General features: G+C 61.9%; 12 protein-coding genes and 1 pseudogene. 3 read left to right on the top strand and 10 right to left on the bottom strand.

Annotation, left to right across the window (positions count from 1 at the left end; all coding sequences use genetic code 11):
* Positions 1-538 precede the first annotated feature (538 nt).
* Positions 539-1,306: a GntR family transcriptional regulator gene (locus tag NVV93_RS12400; RefSeq protein WP_258250952.1), complete on the top strand. Its 768-nt coding sequence runs from the start codon at positions 539-541 to the stop codon at positions 1,304-1,306.
* A 1,059-nt stretch (positions 1,307-2,365) separates the two neighbouring features.
* Here NVV93_RS12400 and NVV93_RS12395 read toward each other — a convergent pair.
* The 7 genes from NVV93_RS12395 to NVV93_RS12365 form a co-directional block, all read right to left on the bottom strand.
* The gene (locus NVV93_RS12395) at positions 2,366-2,779 is read right to left on the bottom strand and encodes a hypothetical protein (RefSeq protein ID WP_258250951.1); all 414 of its coding nucleotides are present in this window, start codon (positions 2,777-2,779) and stop codon (positions 2,366-2,368) included.
* Positions 2,780-3,093: 314 nt separating this feature from the next.
* On the bottom strand, positions 3,094-4,398 hold the full coding sequence (gene guaD, locus NVV93_RS12390; protein WP_258250950.1) for a guanine deaminase: 1,305 nt from the start codon (positions 4,396-4,398) through the stop codon (positions 3,094-3,096).
* 127 nt (positions 4,399-4,525) lie between these two features.
* Complete coding sequence (gene xdhC / locus NVV93_RS12385) at positions 4,526-5,362, bottom strand: xanthine dehydrogenase accessory protein XdhC (RefSeq protein WP_258250949.1); 837 nt, start codon at positions 5,360-5,362, stop codon at positions 4,526-4,528.
* A gap of 266 nt (positions 5,363-5,628) precedes the next feature.
* Complete coding sequence (xdhB, locus tag NVV93_RS12380; protein ID WP_258250948.1) at positions 5,629-8,028, bottom strand: xanthine dehydrogenase molybdopterin binding subunit; 2,400 nt, start codon at positions 8,026-8,028, stop codon at positions 5,629-5,631.
* Positions 8,021-9,472, bottom strand: a complete 1,452-nt coding sequence (gene xdhA / locus NVV93_RS12375; RefSeq protein ID WP_258250947.1) for a xanthine dehydrogenase small subunit — start codon at positions 9,470-9,472, stop codon at positions 8,021-8,023. Before xdhA ends, xdhB begins: the two co-directional genes overlap by 8 nt.
* A 265-nt stretch (positions 9,473-9,737) precedes the next feature.
* Positions 9,738-12,068 carry an ATP-dependent DNA helicase gene (locus NVV93_RS12370; protein WP_258250946.1) on the bottom strand — a complete coding sequence of 777 codons (2,331 nt, stop codon included), beginning with the start codon at positions 12,066-12,068 and terminating at the stop codon, positions 9,738-9,740.
* Complete coding sequence (locus tag NVV93_RS12365; protein WP_258250945.1) at positions 12,065-13,714, bottom strand: VRR-NUC domain-containing protein; 1,650 nt, start codon at positions 13,712-13,714, stop codon at positions 12,065-12,067. The genes NVV93_RS12370 and NVV93_RS12365 overlap by 4 nt, the downstream gene beginning before the upstream one ends.
* A 203-nt stretch (positions 13,715-13,917) precedes the next feature.
* On the opposite strand from NVV93_RS12365, the gene NVV93_RS12360 reads away from it, so the two are divergent.
* Complete coding sequence (locus NVV93_RS12360; protein WP_258250944.1) at positions 13,918-15,039, top strand: AI-2E family transporter; 1,122 nt, start codon at positions 13,918-13,920, stop codon at positions 15,037-15,039.
* A 119-nt stretch (positions 15,040-15,158) separates the two neighbouring features.
* Here NVV93_RS12360 and NVV93_RS12355 read toward each other — a convergent pair whose 3' ends face one another.
* Positions 15,159-15,566, bottom strand: a complete 408-nt coding sequence (locus NVV93_RS12355; protein ID WP_258250943.1) for an OsmC family protein — start codon at positions 15,564-15,566, stop codon at positions 15,159-15,161.
* A 114-nt stretch (positions 15,567-15,680) separates the two neighbouring features.
* Positions 15,681-17,057 (bottom strand): L-serine ammonia-lyase, encoded by a 1,377-nt coding sequence (locus tag NVV93_RS12350; RefSeq protein WP_258250942.1) that lies wholly within the window; start codon positions 17,055-17,057, stop codon positions 15,681-15,683.
* Positions 17,058-17,136: 79 nt separating this feature from the next.
* Here NVV93_RS12350 and NVV93_RS12345 point away from each other — a divergent pair.
* Positions 17,137-17,338, top strand: a pseudogene (locus NVV93_RS12345) (glutamine synthetase); the annotation flags it as partial.
* Positions 17,339-17,353: 15 nt separating this feature from the next.
* On the opposite strand, the gene NVV93_RS12340 reads toward NVV93_RS12345, so the two are convergent.
* Positions 17,354-18,088 carry a flagellar regulator YcgR PilZN domain-containing protein gene (locus NVV93_RS12340; RefSeq protein WP_309137375.1) on the bottom strand — a complete coding sequence of 245 codons (735 nt, stop codon included), beginning with the start codon at positions 18,086-18,088 and terminating at the stop codon, positions 17,354-17,356.
* Positions 18,089-18,113 lie beyond the last annotated feature (25 nt).

Here is an 18,113-nt window from a genome sequence, read left to right as displayed (position 1 = left end):
TCTGAAAGGTTTTATTGACCTGAAAGTCAGAAAGTGCACGAGCGCGATTATGCTTTTGTGTACAAAAAAAGCAAATATTGTTTCTTTCGTTGCATGCATCGAACGAAAAGATTGTTGCCTGTTATTTGTGCGGGTCGTTCGCAACAATTTCGCGGGTCATGGATTCGTAAAAATCATTTAAAAAACATATAGATAGGTGTGTTTATGCGATTTTAGCTGGACCGTACCAAGCTCGATCGAAGAAGCAGGGAAGAAGCAATTGAGCGCCGAAACTTCGACCGGGTGCACTATCAACTCGCGGCGTAGGAAGGAAATGTGCTGAGGAAGTCCAAGACTTTTCCCGGCCATGCATGGTTATGCAGATATTTCCCACGCTGTAGCGCCGGACTGTATAAAGTTGATCAGATAGAAGGGCAGGTTAAATTGTGTACAATGCCGGAGCCTGTCCTCCTGCTTTCCCGTCATTTCCACTTGCCAGCAAGCGGGGTGAAAGCAGTAGAGTTTCGCTATACCGCCGACCTCTTTGACGCGAGCCCCGATGAACGAAGAATTGCAGCCCCTCAAGAAGCAGCCGCGCGCCGGCAAGACCAGTCGCAGCGGGACTCAGGATGATGTCGTTTACGCCCATATCTTCGATGCCATCCTCGAACAGCGCCTGGCCCCCGGTACGCGCTTGAGCGAAGAGGCCCTGGGCGAAATTTTTGGGGTCAGCCGGACCATCATTCGCCGCGCCCTGTCGCGCCTGGCCCATGAAGGCGTGGTGCTGCTGCGGCCGAACCGTGGTGCGGTAGTGGCCAGCCCCAGCGTCGATGAAGCCCGACAGATTTTCTACGCACGGCGCATGGTCGAGCGCGCCATCACCGAGTTGGCGGTCGAGCACGCTACCACCGAGCAGATTGCCGAACTGCGCCAGATGGTCGAGGACGAACAGACCAGCTTCTCGCGCGGTGATCGCGGCGCGGGTATTCGCCTGTCGGGCGAGTTCCATCTGAAGCTCGCCGAAGCGGCGAAGAACACTCCCCTGATCAGCTTCCAGCGCAGCCTGGTCTCGCAGACCTCGCTGATCATCGCCCAGTATGAAAGCGGCGGCCGCTCGCACTGTTCATACGACGAGCACAACGAATTGCTGGATGCCATCCAGGCGCGCGATGTGACCAAGGCGGTGAGCCTGATGATGCATCACATGGATCACATCGACAGCAAGCTCAACCTCGATGAGGAAAGCGCTTCGGATGATCTGCATGCGGTGTTCTCGCACCTCATGCACACCAAGAAGAAACCCGGCCGCGCCACCACCAATCGCTGAGTAGCAGGTCGTTGAAAAACGTAGCGAGCGAAGGCTAGACAAGGCGCAACGACCAACGGGAGTAACAGCCGCAGGCTGGCCCGAAGGGTGAGCGCCAGTGAGTAAATTAGGCGAAAAAGCGCAGTTTACGAGTGGTAAATGAGCATTTGATTCGCTCCGCTCACCCACTTTGGGGCCGCGCTAAAGCGCGTTCAGCCTTCGGCTGTGAGCCTGATTTCAACGCGGTATAGCCGAGCGCAGTAGTTTTCAAAGGTCTGCTAGCGATACCAGCACGAAGCCCCGTCAATGCGGGGCTTCGTCGTTTTTGCGCATCAGGTCCAATCGCGATCGGGTCGGCGACTTGTGTCGTCTAGCGTTCCGAAAGCTGGGCTGATTGCTCCGGGTCGCCGCGTGGCGCCAATCGGCACCCGGTCCGGCAGCGGTTCGCCGGGTATCTCGCTGCGATCCGCCGGGCCGTGCAGCAGCAAGGCGGCGCTGGCATTACAGCTACGCCTGAGCATCTGCAATCTGAGTCGCGCTGGATGATTCATACGTCGCTCCAGAGGTCAGAACAGGCGCACCGCCCCGGTTTTCAGACGTCAGTCTGATGGCAAATAGCCTAGCCGCTGTCGATTCTCTCGCTGGAAAAACGGACGACAGGCTTGCCTGGTCGGGCGCTGGACCAGCGGGAGTCGGCTGCAAGGCAAACAAAAGGCTATGTCCCAATTACGTGTTGAGGCGTGCAGGCCCGCTAGGTGATGCCTGAGACGATGATTCGTAGGGTGGGTTAGCGTAGGCGTAACCCTCCGACCGACCGTCAGGCCGGCAATGGCAATGCCTTGTGGCATCGATGGTGGGTTACGCCGCTACGCGGCTAACCCACCCTACGGAAACACCGAGTTTCGGCAGTCATTCGCGCCACCAACACGCAACCGTGATAGAGCCAAACAAAAGTCCTGCGAGTGCAGGACTTTGGTGGGCGGTCAGACGTGACGCGGTATGTGCGCCGAATTTTCGTCCGGCCGGAGGTCTACCAGGATTACCTCCGAGCTGCCTACATAGACGCAGGCCTTGCGCGAATTAATCCAGCGATTCGTCGTCGCGGATCAGTACGTAGCTGCGGCCGTCGGCGTCTTCGTCGAAGTCGTAGACGAAGTACATCACCACCTCGCCGCTCCCCGGCATGGTCGCTACGAAGTCGCCGGGCTCGGCTTCGAAGTAGCCGCTGGTAGCCGGCTTGGCTTCGCACTCGATGCGCGCGGTGACGAACAGCTCCGGGGCGCTGTCGCTGTAGAACTCGCTACGTTCGTGCTCATCCCAATCGGCAGGCGCTTCGAAGGTTCCGGTGAAAACAATCTTGGCGTCGCCAAGGTCCATCTCTTCGCCATCTGGATCGTTTTCGTCAGGACGGTAGAGCGTGCAGTTTTGCGCGTCCTGGTGATTGAGGACGGTATTGCGGGCGGCGAGGCGTTGCTGAGGGTCGACGGGAGGCATGGCGGGGATTCCGTGATCGGTGAGGCGGGTATTATCCACCGATTGCCGCCGCTGGGCGTAGCCGAAGGTCGAGAGTTGGGGGATTTGCGGTGGGGAGGGGATGGAGACCGGGAGGATGGGTGTTTGCGCGTTTGCCCTCTCCCCCAACCCTCTCCCATGAATGGGAGAGGGAGTAGTTTGTGGCGGGGCTGATCGGGTGGCGGAGCGGAGATCAGTGGCCAATCGTCACCCCTCGCCCGTTTACGGGAGAGGGGCCGGGGGAGAGGGCGCGTGCAATGCAGGTACCCGCATGAACAGAACAAAGCCTGGGCGGGTTAATCGCGGCTATGCACACGGCGGCCGGCGGCGAAGGTTTCTTTCACCGCGCGATCGTCACCCAGAATGGTCAGGGCGAAGAGTTTCTCTTCCAGGCTCTTGGCCTGCTGCATGCGGTAGCTGATCAGCGGCGTGGCGTTGTAGTCGAGGACCACGAAGTCGGCGTCCTTGCCAGTCGCGAAGTTGCCGATCTGATGATCCAGATACAGCGCGCGCGCGCCGCCAAGCGTCGCCAGGTACAGCGACTTGAACGGGTCGAGCTTCTTGCCCTGCAACTGCATGACCTTGTACGCCTCGTTCAGCGACTGCAGCTGCGAGAAGCTGGTGCCGGCGCCGACATCGGTGCCCAGGCCGACGCGCACGCCGTGCTGTTCCAGCTTCTCCAGATCGAACAGGCCGCTGCCGAGGAACAGGTTGGAAGTCGGACAGAACGCCACCGCCGAGCCGGTTTCGGCCAGGCGCTGGCACTCGGCGTCGCACAGGTGCACGCCATGGGCGAACACCGCGCGCGGGCCGATCAGCTGGTAATGGTCGTAGACATCCAGATAACCACTGCGCTTGGGGAACAGCTCTTTCACCCACTCGATCTCCGCGCGGTTCTCGGAGAGATGGGTGTGCATGTACAGGTCCGGGAACTCGGCGAATAGTCGACCGGCCAGGGCCAATTGCTCGGGCGTGCTGGTCGGCGCGAAGCGCGGGGTCACCGCATAGTGCAGGCGACCCTTGCCGTGCCAGCGTTCGATCAGTTCCTTGCTATCGGCATAGCTGGATTCCGGAGTGTCGGTCAGGTAGTCCGGGGCATTGCGATCCATCATCACCTTGCCGGCGATCATCCGCAGGTCGAGCGCTTCGGCGGCCTCGAAGAAGGCGTCCACCGATTGTTTGTGCACGCTGCCGAACACCAGGGCGGTGGTGGTGCCATTGCGCAGCAGTTCCTTGAGGAAGATCCCGGCCACATCGGCGGCATGCGCCTTGTCGGCGAACTGCTGCTCGGTGGGGAAGGTGTAGGTGTTCAGCCAGTCGAGCAGCTGCTCGCCGTAGGAGGCGATCATGCCGGTTTGCGGGTAATGGATATGGGTGTCGATGAAACCAGGGGTGATCAGCGCGTCGCGGTATTCCTGGACGTCGATACCCTGGAGTTTCGGCAGTAGCTGGTCAGCCGGGCCGACCTCGATGACGCGACCATTCTCCACGATCAGCACGCCGTCTTCGAAATACTCATAGGACTGTTCGATACCGACTTCGGCGGGGTCGGCAAGGCTATGCAGGATGGCGGCGCGGTAGGCAGTTACGTGGCTGGTCATGGTTATCTCGGTCGTGACGGTGCCGCTCTAGCGGGCAAGAGGGCGCGGGTTAGGGGAGTTCAAACGGGTGAAATTGATGGGTATCGCTGCGCGGTCTGAGCGATGCGACTCCCATCGCTCAGGTGATTCAGGTCTGCTCGCGGCGTGAGGTTGGCATTAACTTGGCAACGCTCGATGCGCCTTTCTTCACCTCTTGGCCGAAGCTGGCGTTGTAGGTGGCGATCACCTCGCCGGCGATGGACACGGCGATTTCCATCGGCAGCTTGCCCTTCACCTCGGCGATGCCCATCGGACAGCGCATGCGTTGCACGACGTCCGCCGCGAAGCCGCGCTCGTGCAGGCGGTGTTCGAATTTGACGCGCTTGGTGCGCGAGCCGATTAGGCCGTAGTAGGCGAAATCATTACGTTTGAGGATCGCGGCGCTGAGTTCCAGATCGAGCTGATGGTTGTGGGTCATGACGATGAAGTAGCTGCCGGCCGGCATGTTCTCGACTTCATCGACCACTTCTTCGTTGACCACTTTGTCGACGCCGACGGGTAGCTGTTCGGGGAACTCATTCTCCCGCGAGTCGATCCAGCGCACCTTGCACGGCAGGCTGGCGAGCAACGGCACCAGGGCGCGACCGACATGGCCGGCGCCGAATACGGCGATTTGCGCTTGTGGCTGGCCCATCGGCTCGAACAGCAGCACGGTGGCGCCGCCGCAGCATTGACCGAGGCTGGCGCCGAGGCTGAAGCGTTCCAGGCGCGTCTCCTGGCTGCGGCTTTCGAGCATCTCGCGAGCCATGGCCATCGCCTTGTATTCCAGATGACCGCCGCCGATGGTTTCGTAGATGCGCTCGGCGCTGACCACCATCTTCGAGCCGGCATTGCGCGGCGTGGAGCCGCGCTCTTCGATGATGGTCACCAGCACGCAGGGTTCGCCGCGTTGTTGCAGATCGGCGAGGGCACTGATCCAGCTCATTTGCTCAGCCTCCAGGTCGGCGACAACTGGCGCGGTCGCGACAGGCGCCAGTTGCTCAGCGACGGCTCCAGCAGCGGTATCACGATGGGTTCCGCTGGTGGGTTCTTGGGTTCGGTGTGCTTTCTCATTGTTGTGCACCGGGTAGATTGTCTTCGTGGGCGGGGACGGTGGAAAACGCTTCGCGGTTTTCCACCCTACGAATCTGCCGTACCCATGAGGGGGTTATCCGTAGGGTGGATGTCGCGCAGCACATCCACCATTCCGCGTCAGACCACTTCCGCTTCGGCGGCGACCGCTTGCGTGGCCGTTTGCCGCTGCAACTTGCGCATCTGCTCGACACCCCACAACACCCGCTCCGGGGTGGCCGGCGCGTCGATTTTGGGTTGCACGCGGTAGTCGGCGAGGCTGGCCACCGCATCCTTGAGCGCGCACCAGGCGGCGATGCCGAGCATGAACGGCGGCTCGCCGACCGCTTTGGAATGGAACACCGTGTCTTCCGGGTTTTTGCGGTTTTCCACCAGTTTCACGCGCAGGTCGATCGGCATGTCGGCGATGGCCGGAATCTTGTAGCTCGCCGGGCCGTTGGTCATCAGCTTGCCCTTGGCGTTCCACACCAGTTCCTCGGTGGTCAGCCAGCCCATGCCCTGGACGAACGCGCCTTCCACCTGGCCGATGTCGATGGCCGGGTTCAGCGAGTCGCCGACGTCATGGAGGATGTCGCCGCGCAGCATCTTGTACTCGCCGGTCAACGTGTCGACGATCACCTCGACGCAGGCCACGCCATAGGCGAAGTAGTAGAACGGTCGGCCGGCGGCCTTGTCGCGGTCGTAATGGATTTTCGGGGTGCGGTAGAAGCCGGTCGAAGACAGCGAAATCTGCCCGAAGTAGGCCTTCTGCACCACTTCTTCGAAGGATAGGAACAGGTCGCGCACGCGCACTTGGCCGTTGCGGAACTCGACGTCCTCCGGAGTCACCTTGTGTTCGCGCACCAGGAAATCGACCAGGCGCTGCTTGATGATCTCGGCGGCGTTTTTGGCGGCCATGCCGTTCAAGTCGGTACCACTGGAAGCCGCGGTCGGCGAGGTGTTGGGCACCTTGTCGGTGTTGGTCGCGGTGATCTGGATGCGCGCGATATCGACGCTGAACACCTGCGCGACGATCTGCGCGACCTTGGTGTTGAGGCCCTGGCCCATTTCGGTGCCACCGTGGTTGAGGTGGATGCTGCCGTCGGTGTAGATGTGGATCAGCGCGCCGGCCTGGTTGAGGAAGGTGGCGGTGAAGCTGATGCCGAATTTCACCGGGGTCAGCGCCAGGCCTTTTTTCAGCACCGGGCTTGTTTGGTTAAAGGCGACGATCTCGCGGCGGCGCTGGGCGTAGTCACTGCTGGCCTCCAGCTCGGCGGTCATCTCGTGGATGACGTTGTGCTCGACCGTCTGGTGATAGTGGGTGACGTTGCGCTCGTGCTTGCCGTAATAGTTGAGCTTGCGCACCTCTAGCGGATCTTTGCCGAGCTGGCGGGCAATCGCATCCATGATCTCCTCGATGGCGACCATCCCTTGCGGGCCGCCGAAACCGCGGTAGGCGGTGTTCGACGCGGTGTTGGTCTTGCAGCGATGACCGTTGATGGTGGCGTTGCCGAGGAAATAGGCGTTGTCCGAGTGGAACATCGCGCGGTCGACGATCGAGCCGGACAGGTCCGGCGAATAACCGCAATTGCCAGCCAGGTCGATCTCGATGCCATGTAGCAGGCCGTCGTCATCGAAGCCGACGTCGTACTCGACATAGAAGGGGTGGCGCTTGCCGGTGATGGTCATGTCTTCCATGCGCGGCAGACGCATCTTGGTTGGCCGACCGGTGAGGTGCGCGATCACCGCGCACAGGCAGGCCGGGCCGGCGGCCTGGGTTTCCTTGCCGCCGAACCCGCCACCCATGCGGCGCATGTCGATGACGATCTTGTGCATCGATACGCCGAGCACTTCGGCGACCAGCTTCTGCACTTCGGTGGCGTTCTGCGTCGAGGTGTAGACCAGCATGCCGCCGTCTTCGGTAGGCATCACCGAGGAGATCTGCGTTTCCAGGTAGAAGTGTTCCTGGCCGCCGATGTGCAGGTTGCCCTGCAGGCGATTCTTCGCCGAGGCCAGGTTGGTTTTCGAGTCGCCGATCTTGTGCTGATGGCTGTCGAGGACGAAGTGCTTATTGCGCAGCGCTTCGACCACATCGAGCACTGGTGGCAGGTCTTCATATTCGATGATCGCCGCCATGGCCGCCTTGCGTGCGGTTTCCAGGCTGTCGGCGCCTACCGCCAGAACCACCTGGCCGACGTACTCGACCTTGCCGTCGGCGAGCAGCGGATCACCGGCGACGACCGGACCGATATCCAGCTGGCCGGGCACATCGTCCTTGGTGATGGCGATGGCCACGCCGGGGAACTGATAGCAGGGCGCGGTATCGATCCTGATGATGCGGGCATGCGCACGGTCGGACATGCGCGCATACACATGTAGCTGGTTGGGGAATTCCAGGCGGTCGTCGACGTACACCGCCTCGCCGGACACGTGTTTGTCGGCGCTCTCGTGCTTGACGCTACGGCCGACGCCGGTGGTCATGTCGGCGCGGAACAGCGCGGCCAGTTCTTCCTGGGATTTGTAAACGTGATGGTTAGACATATGCGGTCACCCGGGTTTCGACTTCAGGGCTCTGTTGTTCGAGGAAGAACTTGCGCAGCAGGTTCTGCGCGGTCAGCAGGCGGTATTCCTTGCTGGCGCGGAAGTCGCTGAGCGGGGTGAAGTCCTGGGCCAGCGCTGCGCAGGCCCGTTCGATGCTGCCCGGGTACCAGGCGGCGCCGACCAGCGCCGCTTCGCAGGCCGCGGCGCGCTTGGGAGTCGCCGCCATGCCGCCAAAGGCGATGCGCGCTACGCGCACGGTGCCGGCTTCGATCACCAGGCTGAAGGCGGCGCATACCGCGGAGATGTCGTCGTCCAGGCGCTTGGAAACCTTGTAGGCGCGGAAGGTCTGGTTGGCGGCGGCGCGCGGCACCAGGATCTTCTCGATGAACTCGCCTTCCTGGCGGGCGGTGACCTTGTAGTCGACGAAGTAGTCCTGCAGCAGCAGGCAGCGGCTGTCGCTGCCGCGACGCAGCACAATCTCGGCGCCGAGGGCGATCAGCAGCGGTGGGGCGTCACCGATCGGCGAGGCATTGCCGATGTTACCGCCGAGGGTGCCCTGGTTGCGGATCTGCAGCGAGGCAAAACGATGCAGCAGCTCGCCGAAGTCGGGGTATTCGCTGGCCAGCGCTTCGAAACAGTCGGACAGCGGGGTGGCCGCGCCGATCTCGATGTGGCTGGCGGTGACGTCGACGCGCTTCATTTCCTCGACGTGGCCGACGTAGATCATCACCGGCAGTTCGCGGTGGAACTGGGTGACCTCCAGGGCCAGATCGGTGCCGCCGGCAAGCAGACGCGCTTGTGGATTGGCGGCATACAGGTCGGCCAGGTCGGCGACAGTCAATGGCAGCAGACAACGCTTGTCGCCGCTGTTCAGCTCGGCGGTTTCCTGCGGGGCGATGGCTTTGAGTTGGGCGATGGTTTGCGCTTCGCTGGCGTCGAACTGGTCTGGCTGTTTCTGGCAGCAGGCCTGTTCGGCGGCGTCGATGATCGGCCGATAGCCGGTGCAGCGACACAGGTTGCCAGCCAGGGCTTCCATGGTTTCGGCCTTGTCGTAGCCGTGGGAGCTTTTCTGCAACGCGAACAGGCTCATGACGAAACCGGGGGTGCAGAAGCCGCACTGCGAGCCGTGGCAGTCGACCATGGCCTGTTGCACGCTGTGCAGCTGGCCTTGGTGCTTGAGGTCTTCGACGGTGATCAGCTGCTTGCCGTGCAGCGAGGAAACGAACGTCAGGCAGGAGTTGAGGGTGCGATAGCGGATGCTCTCGCCGGTCGGTGTTGCGACCAGTTCGCCGACCACTACGGTGCAGGCACCGCAGTCGCCCGAGGCGCAGCCTTCTTTGGTACCGGATTTGCCGACGTGCTCACGCAGGTAATTGAGCACGGTGACATTGGGATCGAGCGCATGCTCACTGCGCAGCTCTCGATTGAGTAAAAACTGGATCAAGGAAGACCTCCAGGCACTTTATTGTTTTTTACGAGGGCTCGTATAAAAGCCAATTTAGAGATTTCTGACTTTTGGGTCAACAAATAATTGACTCTTTGGTCAGGCGACTCTCATGCCTTGAGGTTATGAGGCCTGGCCCATCACGATGCATGCTTTAAGCCTAGCGCTAGAGCGCCTGCACGGCACCCTGAGCAAGGGTTATGGCCGTTGAGTAGCGGCACCGTTCTGATGCCCGGTTGGCTTCAGCGATTGATTGTCGGGGCAGCTAGAGCAGTGCGGATGGCTCGATCGCCGGGGTCGACGGGACGGCCAATGGTGTAGCGGGTTGCGTCTGGATGCGCAGCGGACTGGTGATCCACCAACTGGGCAGCAGGCGCTGCACCTCAGGCTGGTTGAAGCGCGAGTCGAGCAGGTAGACCACGCCGCTATCCTCGGTGGTGCGGATTACCCGACCGGCGGCCTGGACGACTTTCTGCAGGCCGGGAAACAGGTAGGCGTAATCGAAGCCGTTGCCGAACATCGCCTGCATGCGCGCTTTCACTTCCTCGTTGATCGGGTTGATCTGCGGCAGGCCCAGGGTGGCGATAAACGCGCCGATCAAGCGTTGCCCCGGCAAGTCGATGCCTTCGCCAAACGCGCCGCCGAGCACGGCGAAGCCGATTCCTTGCGACGTCTCGGTAAAGCGGGCAAGAAACAGACTGCGGTCGATCTCATTCATGCTGCGTGATTGCGCCCACACCGGAATGTGCGGATGCGCGGCGCTGAAGCATTCGAGCACCTGTTGCAGATACGCGTAGCTGCTGAAGAAGGCCAGATAGTTGCCCGGCTGCGCGGCGAACTGGCAGGCCATCAAGTTGGCGATGGGCGTCAGGCTCGCAGCCCGGTGCTGGTAGCGGGTGGACAGGTTGCTGATGGTGCGGACTTCGAGCTGCTCGGCGCGAAACGGTGATTCGACCTCCAGCCATTGCGTGGCCGCGGGCAAGCCGAGCAGGTCGGCGTAATAGTTGGCCGGGCTGAGCGTCGCGGAAAACAGCGTGGTGCTGTGCGCCGCCTGGAAGCGCGGGGCGAGAAAGGGCGCCGGCACGATATTGCGCAGACACAGGGTCGACAGTGTGCGCCGACCGTCCGCGTCCAGGCTGATATCGAACAGCGAGTGTGACCCGTACGCCTCGGCGAGGCGGCAGAACAGCATGGCGTCGAAATAGAAGCGCAGCAGCCCGGCCTCGTTGCCGCTCGGTTGGTCGGACAGATGATCGGTGATCGCGGTCACCGCCTTCTGCAGGGCGGCGATGAACAGATCCGGCAGCGCCGGGTAAATCACATAGGGCTCCTGCTGATTGGCATGCAGCTGGTTCCAATGCCGGCCGACCCGTTCCAGCACGCCCTTGAGCACCGGCGGCGCGACTTTGCGCAGGATATTGAATTGGCTTTGATCGAGCTCCGCGGTGTACATGCCGCGCGCCCTTTCGATCAGGTTGTGCGCCTCGTCGACCAGCAGGGTGACGCGCCAGCCATTCAGCTGGGTGAGGCCGTAGAGCAGGGCGCTCATGTCGAAGTAATAGTTGTAATCGCCGACCACCACGTCCGCCCAGCGGCACAGCTCCTGGCTCAAGTAATACGGACAGACCTGATGGGCCAGCGCCACTTCGCGCACCGCGCTCTGGGTCAGCCAGCGGCGCTCGAGGGCGGCCTTGCGCGCGGCCGGCAGGCGGTCGTAGAAGCCCTTGGCGAGCGGGCAGGAGTCACCGTGGCAGGCTTTGTCCGGATGCTCGCAGGCCTTGTCGCGGGCGACATGCTCGAGCACCCGCAGCGGCATGTCCGGCTCTTGGCTGCGCAGCGCGCCGAGGGCGTCCAGGGCCAGGCCGCGCCCCGGCGTCTTGGCGGTGAGAAAGAACAGACGATCCAGACCCTGGGCAGCAAATGCCTTGAGTTGCGGGAATAGTGTGGCGAGCGTCTTGCCGATGCCGGTGGTCGCCTGAGTCATCAGCGTGGTGCCGTCGCGCGCGGCGCGATAGACGGCTTCGGCCAGTTGGCGCTGGCCTTTGCGGAAGCTCGGATAAGGGAAGCGCAGGCGTTCCAAACTGTGATCGCGCTCGCCGCGATGAGCGCTTTCTTGTTCGGCCCAGGCGATGAACCGGCTGCACTGCAACTCGAAGAAGCCGCGCAGTTCCTCGGCGGAAAAACGTTCGCGGAGCACCGTTTCCTTCTGGGAAATCACGTTGAAATACACCACCGCCAGGTCGATTTCCGCCAGCTCGCGTTCGGCGCAGAGCAGCCAGCCGTACACCTTGGCCTGCGCCCAGTGCAGTAGGCGATGGTTTTGCGGAATGCGCGTCACGTCGCCGCGATGGGTCTTGATCTCTTCGAGCAGGTTGAGCGCCGGGTCGTAGCCATCGGCCCGGCCGCTGACCGTGAGGCCCGGATACTCACCGCGCAGCGGCAACTCGGCGATATATCCAGCGCCGCGTCGGCTGACCACCGTGGCATGTCCGGCCATGCCTTCTTGGGCGGTCGGCGCCGGGGTGAAGCGCAGGTCGAGGTCACCCTCCTTGGCGGTGAACTCGCACAGCGCTCGTACCGCGACGGCGTAAGTCATGCCTCGGTACTCTCGACTTGCCATTGCACGTAGCAGACATCCACCGGCATCTGGTGCTCGGCGCAGAACGCCAGCCAGCGCCGTTGGTTGTCCTGCAGGCGATCACCGGGGCCTTTGACTTCGATCATTCGGTAGCGGCGTTCCTGCGGCCAGAACTGGATCAGGTCGGGCATCCCGGCGCGATTGTCCTTGATGTCGCGCAGCAGACGCTGGAACCAGGCTTTGAGATGCGCGGCCGGCAGGCAGTCGAGCGCTTGTTCGAGCAATTCTTCGCTGACAATCGCCCAGTGCACGAAGGGTGACTGAATGCCGAACTTGGCGGCGTAGGTCTGGCGAATGGCGTCTTTATAGGTCGCCGATTCGAGCCGCTGTAGGCAGTTGTCGAACAGCTCGCGGCGTTGGCTGTGAAAGGTCGGGCTGAGCAGATCGACCGGGCCGCTGTGAAACGGATGGAAGAACGCTCCCGGCAGCGGCGCGAAGATCGCCTCCCAGCACAGCAAGCCGAACAGGCTGCAGATCAGGGTGTTCTCCACGTAATGCACCGGCGCCTGCGGTTCGCTCAGATGCTCGCGCACCGCCAGCTCGACGCACTGGCCCAGGCTGACCAGGCTGAGATCTATGCGCCCGGCGGCGCCGACCGATCTACGCGGCGGTGCGGGCACGCCAATCTGCCGGCCAAGACGCTGCAGCGAACGCTCGAGCAACTGCGCTTCGGCATCGTTTTCCGGGGCGCTAGCAGCCTGCTGCGCCAAGGCGTGGGCTTCGTGCAACCGGCCGAGCTTTTCCAGCACGCGAATCCGTCTTTGTCGGGCCCCGACATAGCTACATCGGTCGTACAGCTGCACGGCCTGCTCCAGGCGCTGTTCGCGTTCCAGCTGCTGGGCCATGCGAAATAGCAATTTGCCGTGGCGGGTTTGCAGATAGGGATTGTCACTGGCGAAGTCGCCGATTTGCGCCAGCACCTCCTCGCAGGACAGGCCGGCGTCGAACCGCTCGCGACAACGATGCAGGTGCAGGTAGCCGTGCAGATCCTGGCGATGGCGAAAGCCGCGCGAATCCTTGCTGAAGGGCACCTGTTCGTAACGGAAGATACCCAGCTCGGCGAGCACGAACTCCGACCAGTCCTGATGCAGATTGCCGAAGAACATCAAGCGCAGGCAGTCGCATAGCTCGTCAATGAGCAGGCTGTAGAGCTGATCGTCCAGCGTCGGGAACCAGGTCGCGAAGGTGCGCGGCTCCAAGTATTGCTCGGCGAGCACGGCCAGCAGATCGGCTTTTTTCAGCGAACGATGGCGCGCAGGGTCGGCAGACAAACCCAGCAGTTCGTCTTTGCGCAGCAGGGCTGCAAGGCTCTCGAGCGGTAGTTCGGTGCTGGCGCTGATCCAGCCCAGGGCCAGCAACGGCTGTGCGGCGGCGCGGCTGTCGCCAATTTCCTCGTACACCAGTTTGCTGGCGCGAAAGTGCAGCCCCTTGCGCATGATCAGGCGCACCAGCAGCGCTTGTGAGGCGGTGGGCAAGGTGTGGAAGTTACCAATGAACTGCTGTTCTTCAGCACTCAGCAGGTCGTCATAGCGCTCGACCAGCCAATCCAGTGCAGTCAGGAAATTGCTCAGGTAATACAGGCTGGTAGGTAAGGGTGGTCGCATGAAAAAAACAAATGGCTGGGTTTTTATACAGGTATGGTGCGGGAGACCCTGGAGCGATGCAAGGGCATCGGTCGGCGGTTGGCCCGTGTGCGTAAGGGCTCTAGGCGCAGGAGTATCGGCCAGTTAGCATCTCTGGTAACCCAGCCGGGCCTTTACTGCATCGCCCACCAGGCCTGCGGTCTTCATCGAACAAGGAAATACCGATGCTCCGATCTACGGAAAAAACAACGTCCCGCGAGCTGCTGGATGTGCTAATTCGCGCCGGATTGATCACCGTTCTGGTGGTCGCCTGCTACACGATTTTTTACCCGTTCCTAGGCTTGATGCTCTGGTCACTGATCCTCGCAGTGACGCTTTATCCACTTAATACCCGGCTGGCGGCGCGGCTCAATCATCGCCAGGGACGGGCAGCGTTAATCATCGTACTGATCGGCTTACTGCTGCTGATGTTGCCCCTGGCGCTGCTCGGCGGCTCGATCGTCGATTCGGTGCAGCAGGGTAAACACCTGCTGGATAGCGGCGGTCTGCATATTCCACCGCCGGCCCCCGCGGTGGCCGGTTGGCCGCTGATCGGCGAGCCGTTGTACAAATTCTGGCTGCACGCTTCGAGTGATATGAGCTGGTTGCTGCATCAAGCGTTGCCGCATGTTCAGGGTGTGGCGAAGGTGGTGCTGACCAAGCTGGCGGGGGCCGGGATGGGCCTGATGATCTTCGTCATCGCGCTGATCATCGCCGGATTGATCATGGCGCATGGCGACAAGGGCAGCGCCACCGCCCAGGCCATTGCCAGCCGGATTTCCGGGCCGGTGCGCGGGTCGCAACTGGCGGAGTTGTGTACCTCGACGATTCGCGCGGTGGCGCAGGGCGTGGTCGGCATCGCCTTCATTCAAATGCTGCTGGTTGGCGTCGGCCTGGTGCTGATGGGCATTCCCGGCGCCGGTCTGTTGGCCTTGGCCGTGCTGTTGCTGGGTATCATGCAATTGCCGGTGGCGCTGATCACCTTGCCGGTGATCGCTTACGTCTTCGCCTTTGACGGCGTGTCGGTGGCGACAGTGGTATTCGCCATTTGGACCTTTATCGCCGGCATGGTCGACAACGTGCTCAAGCCGCTGTTGCTGGGTCGTGGCGTTTCGGTGCCGATGCCGGTGGTGCTGATCGGCGCGTTGGGCGGCATGGTCGCCAACGGCATCATCGGTTTGTTCATCGGTCCGGTGGTGTTGGCGGTGGGCTACAAGCTGTTCATGTCCTGGGTCTACCAGGCGGAAGAGGTGGTATCGCCTGTGCCGGTGGACAAGATCGATCCGCAGGAACCTCGGGTGAGTTGAATGCGTAGGGCGGGTTAGCCGCAGGCGTAACCCGCCATGTCTTCTTAAGGCCGGTGCTCCGGGGCGAGGCAATGGTGGGGGTTACGCCGCTGCGCGGCTAACCCACCCTACCAAACTGTTCAGCCAGCCAATTGGCTGGCGATGCGGATCTCGCCGCTGAGCAGCTTATGCAGCGGGCAGGCGTTGGCGATTTCCAGCAGGCGAGTGCGCTGCGCCTCATCCAGCTCGCCGCGCAGCTGGATCTTGCGTTCGATCTGGGTCAGCGCCGGCGGCGTCAGTTGTTCGGCGCTGATCGATAGTTCGACATCTACGCCTTCCAGCGTCAGCCCCTTGCGTTGCGCATACATGCTCACGGTGATGGCCGTGCAGGCACCCAGCGCCGAGAGCAGCAGCTGGTGCGGCGACGGCGCGCTGTCTCCGCCACCAATGCTTTGCGGCGCATCGCCGAACCATTGATGCGTTCCCTCGGACAGCGTCACGCGATAGGGAATGGCGCCAATCGTGGCGCTGACCAGTTCTTTGCTCATGTGTTTCTCCTGGAGGTAAGCAGCGGGTAACCGTGGGTGAAGCCACGGTAGAACAGCGCGATGGGATGCACCAGTCGTGCGGTGCGGGCTGCTGCGTTCTATCAGTGCAACGCTTCAACACTCGATAATGTTCACCGCCAGGCCACCGCGGGCGGTTTCCTTGTACTTGCTTTTCATGTCGGCGCCGGTCTGGCGCATGGTGCGAATCACCTTGTCGAGCGACACGTAGTGCTTGCCGTCGCCGCGCAGCGCCATGCGTGCGGCGTTAATCGCCTTCACCGAACCCATCGCGTTGCGCTCGATGCAGGGCACCTGCACCAGCCCGCCGATGGGGTCGCAGGTCAGACCGAGGTTGTGCTCCATGCCGATCTCGGCGGCGTTCTCGACCTGCTGCACCGTGCCACCGAGCACTTCGCAGAGCGCCCCGGCCGCCATCGAACAGGCCACCCCGACTTCGCCCTGGCAGCCGACTTCGGCCCCGGAGATCGAGGCGTTTTCCTTATAGAGAATGCCGATCGCTGCGGCGGTGAGCAGAAAACGCTCGACGCCATCTAGGGTCGCCCCAGGAATAAAACGCGTGTAGTAGTGCAGTAGCGCCGGGACGATACCAGCCGCGCCATTGGTGGGCGCGGTGACGACCCGGCCGCCGCTGGCATTCTCCTCATTGACCGCCAAGGCATAGAGATTGACCCAGTCGAGCACCACCAAGTTGTCGCGCAGGTTGGCTTCCGGATGCTCGCTGAGCTGGCGATACAGCGCGGCGGCGCGGCGTTTGACTTTCAAGCCGCCGGGCAGGATGCCTTCGCTGCGACAGCCGTTAGTTACGCAGTCCTGCATGACTTGCCAGATTCGCTGCAGACCCGCCGAGGTGTCCGTGTCCGGTCGCCAGGCTTTCTCGTTTTCGCGCATTAGCTGGCTGATGCTCAGGTCGTGAGTGGCGCACAACTCGAGCAGCTGTTTGGCGCTGGTGAAGGGGTAGGGCAGCGGGGTACTGTCGGCGACAATGCGGTCGAGGCCGGCGGCGTTCTCATCGACCACGAAGCCCCCGCCCACCGAGTAATACTCGCGACTGCGCAGTTGCAGGCCGGCGGTATCGAAGGCGCGAAAAATCAGGCCATTGGGGTGAAAGGGCTGCGGCTTGCGGATGAACGTCAGGTGCTCTTTTTCGTTGAAGGCAATCGGTTTGCTGCCGAGCAGATTCAACTGGCCGCTGCTGCGCAGCTTGTCCAAGCGGGCGGGAATGCTTTGCGTGTCGACCTGATCGGGCTGTTCGCCCTCCAGGCCGAGTATCACCGCTTTGTCGCTGCCGTGGCCTTTGCCGGTGGCGCCCAGCGAGCCGTACAGCTCGACCTTGATGCCGGTGGTGGCCTCGAGCAGGCCGTCGCGGCGCAAGCCCTCGGCAAAGCGCACTGCGGCACGCATCGGGCCGACCGTGTGAGAACTGGAGGGGCCGATGCCAATCTTGAACAGGTCAAAAACGCTGAGTGCCATGCCGGTCTCGCTGCAAACGTTGATCCTGCAAGCTTAGACCTACAGGTCTGAAGGTTTTATCTGCTTGAAATAGCGAACGGGCGCATTTGAGGGGCCAGGCACGCTGAGCCTGCCGCACCATGCACGCGGCAATCGAACGACTGAAACGCAGCGCACTGGCGCGGCAGCTATTGGGCAGCGAGTTCATCGACGGCTACATCGCCAGCAAAAGCATGGAGCTGAGCAGTTTCTTCGATGAAATCACACCATGGGAGCGGCGGGTTCTCGCCGCTCAGGCGTAGACAGGCGGGGATCGATCAGATTTCGTCGCGGCGGGATTCGCGTTGCAGCTGATAGACAAAACGCTCGATCTGCCGTTGCTCCAGACCGCTCATGTTGTGGAAGCGGACGCCGATGAAGCTCAGATCGAGTTTTTCTTCATATTGGGCATGACGCAGCTCGACCGAAGTGGTCATCGCGCCGAACGGTAGATGCGCGGTGAAGCGCTCATAGACCTGGCCCGCTTGTAGCTGAGAGCTCATATTGCCTTGGAAACGCAGCTTGCAGCCGGTGGCGGAGATATCCAGCAACTGGCCCTTGAGCGCGGGATTGAGCTTGGCGCCAGCCAGTTCGATATTGATCATCTGGGTCATTTTCAGCGGGGCGCGGAACGCGTTGCGGCGCTGGTGATAGACGACCTCAGTGGGCAACACGCTCCAATAGCAGCGATGCCCTTCAAATTCACCGATCTGCGTCTGCTGACCTTCCCAGGCGATCCGCACGCCGTCGTGGAACGCCTCGATCTTGAAGCTTTCGCCGTTGTTGAAGAAACGTTCGCCGTCATTCGGGACCAGTTCGTCCAAGGCCAGAATGCCGCGCTCACGGTCGACTTCGATCAGATAGCTCTGGAAGCGCTGACTGCGTTCGGAAAAGGTAATGACCAACGGATCATGGTGCTGAAGCAATTGCCGCAGGTTGGCAAAGATCTCCAGGGGAGCCTTGAGAATTCTGGGTGGCTGCGGGCCATTTTCCGGGTTGAAGGGGTTGGACACGGTCCGTAAATCTCCGGGCTCTAAA

Origin of the sequence: Pseudomonas sp. LS44 (assembly GCF_024730785.1) — a bacterium.
Lineage (GTDB): Bacteria > Pseudomonadota > Gammaproteobacteria > Pseudomonadales > Pseudomonadaceae > Aquipseudomonas.
The sequence above is the reverse complement of the archived record's forward strand: the minus strand, read 5'-3'. Positions and strand labels throughout refer to the sequence as shown.

What these genes read in the sequence shown, in the direction of transcription:
- xdhB (WP_258250948.1), bottom strand. Translation starts at nt 8,028, where the DNA reads ATGTCTAACCATCACGTTTACAAATCCCAGGAAGAACTGGCCGCGCTG.
- NVV93_RS12400 (WP_258250952.1), top strand. Translation starts at nt 539, where the DNA reads ATGAACGAAGAATTGCAGCCCCTCAAGAAGCAGCCGCGCGCCGGCAAG.
- NVV93_RS12365 (WP_258250945.1), bottom strand. Translation starts at nt 13,714, where the DNA reads ATGCGACCACCCTTACCTACCAGCCTGTATTACCTGAGCAATTTCCTG.
- NVV93_RS12350 (WP_258250942.1), bottom strand. Translation starts at nt 17,057, where the DNA reads ATGGCACTCAGCGTTTTTGACCTGTTCAAGATTGGCATCGGCCCCTCC.
- NVV93_RS12370 (WP_258250946.1), bottom strand. Translation starts at nt 12,068, where the DNA reads ATGACTTACGCCGTCGCGGTACGAGCGCTGTGCGAGTTCACCGCCAAG.
- NVV93_RS12395 (WP_258250951.1), bottom strand. Translation starts at nt 2,779, where the DNA reads ATGCCTCCCGTCGACCCTCAGCAACGCCTCGCCGCCCGCAATACCGTC.
- NVV93_RS12355 (WP_258250943.1), bottom strand. Translation starts at nt 15,566, where the DNA reads ATGAGCAAAGAACTGGTCAGCGCCACGATTGGCGCCATTCCCTATCGC.
- NVV93_RS12360 (WP_258250944.1), top strand. Translation starts at nt 13,918, where the DNA reads ATGCTCCGATCTACGGAAAAAACAACGTCCCGCGAGCTGCTGGATGTG.
- guaD (WP_258250950.1), bottom strand. Translation starts at nt 4,398, where the DNA reads ATGACCAGCCACGTAACTGCCTACCGCGCCGCCATCCTGCATAGCCTT.
- xdhC (WP_258250949.1), bottom strand. Translation starts at nt 5,362, where the DNA reads ATGAGCTGGATCAGTGCCCTCGCCGATCTGCAACAACGCGGCGAACCC.